Raw genomic sequence first — 7,392 nt, forward strand, 5'->3', positions numbered from 1 at the left:
TCCATTAACTGGGTGGAATCAAAATCGGAACCGGATTATTCACCTTTAAAGCTTTTCCGCGCCCAGATAAAGACGGATTTGTTAAAAAATATTTGTGGGCGGAAAAATCATTCTTAACATCTTGTAAACGTTGATATTCTCCGTCCGGCCCAAGAACCCAGGTTTGCTCGGTATCTTTCAGGCAGGCGACCATAATTTGATCAAGCACCTGCCGTTTCACAGTCTCGTTTGTAATCGGTACCAGTGTTTCAATCCGGCGGTCGAAATTTCGAGGCATCCAATCGGCCGATGTAATAAAAACATGGGCTTCTTCGGACGGCATTTCGGCCCCATTACCAAAGCAGACGACCCGCGAATGTTCCAAAAAACGACCAACAATGCTTTTCACATAGATATTCTCGGAAAGTCCGGGGACCCCCGGACGCAAACAGCAAATTCCGCGCACAATCAAACGGATATCCACACCCGCATTGCTGGCTTCATATAGTTTATCAATGATTTTGGCATCGACCAGCGAATTCATTTTTGCCCAGACAGAGGCAGGCTTACCTTCTTTTGCAAAGGCAATTTCCTGATCAATCATTTCGATCAGTGAACTTCGCAGACTATACGGTGACAAATACAGTTTTGATAATCCTTTGGGCGTGGCGTATCCAGTGATGTAATTAAACATCAGGGCCACATCTTTGGCCAAATCAGCATCATCCGTAAAGAGTGACAGGTCTGAATAGATACGGGCGTTCACCGGATGGTAGTTACCAGTTCCAAAATGCATGTAATTTTTCAGCTGTCCGCCTTCCCTGCGCACCACCAGAGAGACTTTTGCATGGGTTTTCAGATCAAAGAAACCGTAAATGACCTGAGCCCCTGCCCGTTCCAGATCCCGCGCCCAGCGAATATTCGCCTCTTCATCGAACCTTGCTTTCAGCTCGATCAGGGCAGTGACCGACTTTCCAGCTTCGGCCGCTTCTATCAATGCTTTGATAATCGGGGAGTCCGATGATGTTCGATACAAAGTATGCTTGATCGCAACTACGTCGGGATCGGCAGCGGCCTGCCTTAGAAACTGGACGACAACGTCAAAGCTTTCATACGGGTGATGAACAATGAAATCTTTGGCACTGATGGCATTAAAGACATTACCACCGGCATCCCTGACCCTTTCAGGATAACGCGCTTCAGCAGGTTCAAACACAAGATCAGGTCGTTCTTCACCGATCATCTGATTGATGGTTGAAATGCCGAGAATACCATCGATCACCATGATCGCACGAACATCAATATTAAGCTCTTCTGCCAAAAAATCCGCGAGGGGCTTAGGCATTCCAGCATCAACTTTTAACCGAATGACACTGCCCCGGCGCCGGCGTTTCAACGCGCTTTCATACAGCCGCACAAGATCTTCGGCTTCTTCTTCAACCTCGATATCACTATCACGAACAAGCCGAAAAAGACCTTGCCCATCCACCGAATAACCGGGGAAAAGCCGATCCAGAAACAGGGTCACCGTGTGTTCCAGCGTGATATACCGAATTTCACTACCAGGCAGCCTGATGAAGCGATGCAGGGTTTGCGGAAATAGAATAAGCGCCTTCAGGCGTTTTTCTGCTTTTCGGCCCGACAATTGCAAAATCATGCCAAAACCAAGATTCTGAATAAACGGAAATGGATGAGACGGATCAATTGCCATAGGCGTCAGGATCGGAAAGATCTGTTCTTCGAAATAACTCGCGAGCCACGCCTTATCGTCGACCGAAAGGCCGTCCGGATTGACGACAGAAATACCCTCACGTTGCATATCCTGCAAAAGGTCTTTCCAGATAACCTGTTGCTGATCAATAAGGCGCGCTGCCTTTATATCCACTTTTTCCAAAGTTTGTGCAGGGGTTAATCCATCTGAACTTAAGGTGGTGACACGGGCGTTGATCTGGCCGAGAAGCCCCGCAACCCGAACCATGTAGAATTCATCAAGATTTGTCGCCGAAATGGACAAAAATCTTAGCCGCTCCAACAAAGGGTGGTTCTTATTTTCGGCCTCTTCCAAGACCCGCCAGTTGAAAGAAAGCCAGGAAAGCTCGCGGTTTATAAACCGACTATGGCTTTCAGGATTTACATCAGACAACTCTTCTTGATCAGAGACAATAATAGGAGAATTCACAGCACCACCTTAATGGATTGGGATAAGTTCCATTCCCATACCACCTGTATATCACCATTTTGTGACAAAATGCAGCTTTATCAAGTATTTCCTATTTCTTTCGTGTCCAGATTTGTTCTTTGCAAATAAACAAGACACATCCTTCGACCTGCAGCTGATCGGTATCGATAAGGCGCATTTCAGAACTATAGGTATTGCCATCTTCCGGGTTATAAATTGTCCCGTCATCCCATTCGTTGGGCCCAGTTTTTTCCAACCCATTCAGCAGCTGAATCCCAATAATCGGCCTATTTCTAAGTTTTTCGTCTTGATTATTGATGTCGGTTTTTGGCTCGCCTTTTTCGGTGTTGGGTTCTTTCAGCCAAATCAGTTCACCGCAATATTTATTCTCTCCACAGGAAGAAATCTGTACATGGCTTTTACCCTCGACCGTTTCCCATATGCCGATAACATCTGAATTTGCCGATGCGGTGCCGCCCATCCCCATAGCAGCCAAAAAAGTTAATCCACATACTAATTTCTTCATGTGAGCCCCCGTCTTGTTTGTTGGCTAAAGAGTACCCGGGAAGGCACCCCCGTCCAAGAGAATATTCTGGCCTGTAATGAAACCAGCTTTGTCACTGCATAAAAACGCGCAGGCGGCTCCAAACTCCTCGGGCTGACCAAACCGCCCGGCCGGGTTCAAGGCGGCGCGTTCTGCTGCTACTGCCTCGATGGATTTGCCGGTTGCTTTTGCCGCGGGTTCCAATGTTGATTTCAGCCTATCCGTATCAAATGGTCCGGGTAATAAACCATTGATGGTTACGTTATGGGCGACCGTTTTACGGGAAATCCCGGCGACAAAACCCGTTAAACCGGCCCGCGCACCATTGGAGAGCCCTAAAATATCTATCGGCGCTTTTACGGCCGCCGATGTTATATTGATGATGCGGCCAAATTTACGTTCCTGCATCCCATCCACAGTCTGACGGATCAATTCGATAGCCGTCAACATGTTGGCATTCAGGGCTTTCATCCAGTCTTCAGTAGACCAATCCCTAAAGTCACCTGGAGGCGGTCCGCCGGCGTTATTGATCAAAATGTCAGGATCGGGACATTCTTTCAGAACAGCAGCCCGTCCTTCCTCTGTGGTAATGTCCCCTGCAATCGCGACAACGTCCACGCCATATTTTGTACGAATGTCCTCTGCGGTTTTTAGCAAGGGGCCTTCTGTTCGGGCTGTCAAAACCAGATTTACACCCTCTTCTGCCAAGGCTTCCGCGCAGGCCCGTCCAAGCCCTTTACTGGAAGCGCATACTATTGCCCTGCGACCCTTAATTCCGAAATCCATTATAATTGTCCTTCTTTTTCCAATAGATCCCTTACGAGTGGGATGGTTATGCGCCGTTTATGGGCCAGTGATAGATCGTCGAGTGCGGATACAACATGCCGTGCCTGTCCAAACGATCTTTCAAGGCGAACCATTAGATATTGCAAGATATCAGGGGTGACCTGCAACTGCCTGTCGGCAAATAGCTTGACCAGAACGGATGCAAATAACTCGTCATCCGGCTCTTCAATTCTAGCGATCTGAACTGTTCCAAGGCGTGATTTGAGATCGGGGAGCGTGAGGGTCCATTCTGAATAGTTGTAACGGGACGTCATAAGAACGGACCCCCCTTTTTCTTTTACCAGATTATACAGGTGAAACAGATTTTCCTCGGGCACATCAGGGCCAATATTTTCAATAACCAAGGGGGCACGGGCAAAATTAGAAAGCGTATCCATAGGTAGCATGGCCAACTCGTCCGCTGTTATCAAGGCCGCTTTATTCCGTTCCATCCAGACATGAGACAAATGGGTTTTTCCGCATCCATCAGGGCCAGTCAGCAACAGAAACTGGCTTGGCCAGTCTGGCCAGCGGTCGATCCAGGCAACCGCCTCTTTATTGGGGCCCGCAACCAGAAAATCATCCCGTCCGTGAGCCGCTCTCCATGCGAGGTCAAGGGGCAGTTGTTCTGACTTCACTCGTCCCCCTCCAACTGCTCCTGATTTCGCCCATAGAGCGGACTGCCCATATATTGGGACAGAGCAAAACGGCTTACCACACCGACGACAGCAGCCAAGGGCACCGCAATTAACACACCCACAAAACCGAACAGGCTACCGCCCGCCAACAAGCCAAACATGACCCAGACCGGGTGAAGTCCCACTTTTTCGCCGACCAGTTTGGGTGTTAAGACATATCCTTCGAGAACCTGCCCAACAATAAAGATGGCTCCAACAATTCCAATTTGAAAAAAGTCGGGCCAGAATTGAAAAATCGCCACCCCCACCGAGGCGATAAAACCGACGATGGCCCCAACAAACGGTATGAACGAGATCAAACCAGTTACAATGCCGATCACAAGGCCAAATTCCAATCCGACAGCCAACAGGGCCGTTCCATAATAGATTGAAAGGATAAGGCATACTGTCGATTGCCCGCGGACAAATCCGGCAAGAACGAAATCGATATCTTTTGCGATTTGCCGGATTTCAGTCAGTTTGCTTCGGGGAATCCAACTATCCACTTTCGCGGTAATCCTGTCCCAGTCGCGTAACAGGTAAAAAGCGACAACCGGGGTAATAACAAGCAGTGATAACAGATTTACCAGTGCAAGCCCCTGACTGAGAAGATTGGAGGATAATGATCCCAGATTTTTGACAGCATTGGAGGCATAACTGCTTATGGCCGCCCGGAATTCTTCGCTGGCCTGAAGCATTTCAATATCCACAAACCGCGCAATTATGGGTTTAAAGAAATCGTATAACGCCGTGATATAACCGGGTAATCTTTTTAATAAGCCGATCAGTTGATCAATGAGCGCCGGCACCAACAGAATGATAAAGAGGCAACTTAACAGTAAGAAAATGCCCACAATAATCGACGTCGCTGTTGTCCGCCCCAAACCTTTCGCTTCCAGCTTATCCGCAACAGGATCGAGGAAATACGCGACGGCCATACCAAGAACAAAAGGCAGCAGGATGTCACTTAAAAGAATGAGAAAGAGGACAAACAGCGCGATGAGTACTGTCCAAAACCTCATATGTTGTTGAATTGTCATTTCCGTTCAGCCCCTCATTCCAGTTTGTTCGGATTGTTTCATCCAACTTGATAGATAGTAGTATCCAGACAAAACCGTCGTGATTGCAACAGTATAGACAATACTCACCTGCCAAACACCCAATTCAACATTAAAGCCTGCTGTTCCCAACACGACCGCCGCTAATGCAATTTGAAAGAATGTATTTATCTTGCTGATCAAAACAGGATGGATCCGCAGGTTTCGTTCCATTGCATGAGAAAAAAGGACCCCTCCCACGATAAGTAAATCGCGACTGACAACAAGGATCACAAGCCAACTTGGGATATATTCCTTGATCCCCAGCGTGACATAAACGGAAACCAGTAAGATTTTGTCAGCCAACGGGTCCAGATATTTACCCAGATGGGTCACCAGATTAAACTGTTTGGCAATCAGCCCATCCAGAGCATCAGAAAGCCCGCCCAAAACAAAGACAATAAAGGCAATCAGCATTTCTTCGCTAAGGATCAACCATACAATCAACGGTACCGTCAGGATACGCGCCAAAGTTATGCTATTGGGTATATTCAAGCTATTTTCCGAACTGTAATCTAAAGAAGAGACACTATTTTCAATCTTACTATTCGCGTGTAGCTGCTTCTAAAAGCCAAAAGCCATCGACTGAATTCAAGAACAAATCCCGTTGCGCCAACGCGCTGGAGAGCTGGTCAACTTCACCGACAAATGAAATCTCCCAAAATGCCTTCTCTACGGACAATTCCCGGATTTTGATTTCCTGAACAGCGGGGACAGATTTTGTTTTTTCCTGAATGGTCATCCATTCTGAGAGGCTGGAAATTGTTGTAGAAACGGCCAGTTTGTTCTCGATACTACGATCCAGAATATATTGATCCTTCCAACCTTCCTGAAGGTTATCAACAATATCAAAGATGGCCGTCCGGAAAATATCGCTGTCTGTTTGTCCGCCGGTGTAACTTTCGACCACAGCGGTACTGAAAGCATCATTCCGCTGAACAGAAACATCCAAACGACGAATGCCACCCTGATTTTGCAGACTGGCATACACGACCATCACAACGCCGGCTCCGTAACTATCCGCAATTTCGGTAAGCGCGGGCCCGTTTAAACCGACTGCATCCTCAACAGACACTGTTCGGATATCGTCAAGGGACCCGCTGGGAACCATGATGGGCACGACCCGCGTTTGCGCCCAGTCATCCATGCGCTTGGAGTTCCCGATGGGGCCGTTTCCTTTTTCAAAAACATCAATCCAGGTGTCGCGCCATGGGTTAGGTTCCCCCCAAAGGGTCTTGGCGCTCAATGCGTCATACACAGGCAGGATCAGAACCGGTTTGCTTCGGGTTTCAGCATAGGGAAGATTGTTGGCCTGCAGAATCGGCCGGACGCTTTCCGGTTTGAAATCAAAGATCAAATCCGCCAGATAACGCGTCGCCGACGTTTTTTCATTAGATACCTGAAAACCAGTAATCATTGAGGTTAAGTCGGCATCTGAAACTTCTGGCAGGGAATCATGATAAGACCTTGGAATAAGGTTTCTTAACAATGCTTTATACGCCCGCCGCTGTCCCGCGGCGACTGCAATCGTCCGCGCTTCGCTTGCAGAAGCCGCTGTCGCGTCCACCGAAATACCCTTCACTGAATAGAGTTTACTATCCGTTGCCCGCGCATTGTTAATGCCGAAAAGGAGAAAACTCGCTATTATGAACGATAGCAAGGCAAAATAACTTCGAATGTGTTTCGTTTCCGTCATTGCAAACCACTGGAAAAAACGTATGTTGACGCATCTAGAATCAGGATACCGGATACAGCATATCTTATGAAGACCGATAGCTCCAAAAAAAGTTACAGTTACAAAGATGCAGGTGTCGATATTGACGCAGGCAATTCTCTTGTTGATGCCATCAAACCACTTGCAGCAATGACCCGCAGGCCGGGCGCAAATGCTGATCTGGGTGGTTTTGGGGCGATTTTTGATCCTAAAGCGGCAGGCTTCAAAGATCCACTGCTTGTTTCAGCAACGGACGGTGTTGGTACAAAACTAAAAGTCGCCATCGATATGAACAAGCATGACACGGTTGGGATCGATCTGGTTGCCATGTGCGTGAATGACCTTGTCGTTCAGGGGGCAGAACCTCTTTTCTTCCT

General features: G+C 47.8%; 8 protein-coding genes. 1 reads left to right on the forward strand and 7 read right to left on the reverse strand.

Annotation, left to right across the window (positions count from 1 at the left end):
* Nucleotides 1-4: 4 nt before the first annotated feature.
* From ACJAYR_RS12705 to ACJAYR_RS12735, 7 genes are all read right to left on the reverse strand, one after another.
* Nucleotides 5-2,158 carry an RNA degradosome polyphosphate kinase gene (locus tag ACJAYR_RS12705; protein WP_415236944.1) on the reverse strand — a complete coding sequence of 718 codons (2,154 nt, stop codon included), beginning with the start codon at nucleotides 2,156-2,158 and terminating at the stop codon, nucleotides 5-7.
* A 91-nt stretch (nucleotides 2,159-2,249) separates the two neighbouring features.
* Nucleotides 2,250-2,684, reverse strand: coding sequence for a DUF2147 domain-containing protein (locus ACJAYR_RS12710; protein WP_415236945.1), 435 nt, complete (start codon nucleotides 2,682-2,684; stop codon nucleotides 2,250-2,252).
* Between the two features lie 24 nt (nucleotides 2,685-2,708).
* Nucleotides 2,709-3,488 carry an SDR family oxidoreductase gene (locus tag ACJAYR_RS12715; protein ID WP_415236946.1) on the reverse strand — a complete coding sequence of 260 codons (780 nt, stop codon included), beginning with the start codon at nucleotides 3,486-3,488 and terminating at the stop codon, nucleotides 2,709-2,711.
* Nucleotides 3,488-4,165, reverse strand: coding sequence for an HdaA/DnaA family protein (locus tag ACJAYR_RS12720; RefSeq protein WP_415236947.1), 678 nt, complete (start codon nucleotides 4,163-4,165; stop codon nucleotides 3,488-3,490). Before ACJAYR_RS12720 ends, ACJAYR_RS12715 begins: the two co-directional genes overlap by 1 nt.
* Nucleotides 4,162-5,244, reverse strand: a complete 1,083-nt coding sequence (locus ACJAYR_RS12725) for an AI-2E family transporter (RefSeq protein WP_415236948.1) — start codon at nucleotides 5,242-5,244, stop codon at nucleotides 4,162-4,164. The genes ACJAYR_RS12720 and ACJAYR_RS12725 overlap by 4 nt, the downstream gene beginning before the upstream one ends.
* Before the next feature lie 6 nt (nucleotides 5,245-5,250).
* The gene (locus ACJAYR_RS12730; RefSeq protein WP_169545456.1) at nucleotides 5,251-5,796 is read right to left on the reverse strand and encodes a CDP-alcohol phosphatidyltransferase family protein; all 546 of its coding nucleotides are present in this window, start codon (nucleotides 5,794-5,796) and stop codon (nucleotides 5,251-5,253) included.
* A 49-nt stretch (nucleotides 5,797-5,845) separates the two neighbouring features.
* Nucleotides 5,846-6,997 carry a DUF2066 domain-containing protein gene (locus tag ACJAYR_RS12735; protein WP_415236949.1) on the reverse strand — a complete coding sequence of 384 codons (1,152 nt, stop codon included), beginning with the start codon at nucleotides 6,995-6,997 and terminating at the stop codon, nucleotides 5,846-5,848.
* A gap of 66 nt (nucleotides 6,998-7,063) precedes the next feature.
* Between ACJAYR_RS12735 and ACJAYR_RS12740 the strand changes: the two genes are divergently transcribed.
* Nucleotides 7,064-7,392: AIR synthase related protein (locus tag ACJAYR_RS12740; RefSeq protein WP_415236950.1), on the forward strand; the 329-nt coding region annotated here is incomplete at its 3' end.

The organism is Sneathiella sp. (assembly GCF_047631475.1).
In the GTDB taxonomy this organism is placed as follows: domain Bacteria; phylum Pseudomonadota; class Alphaproteobacteria; order Sneathiellales; family Sneathiellaceae; genus Sneathiella.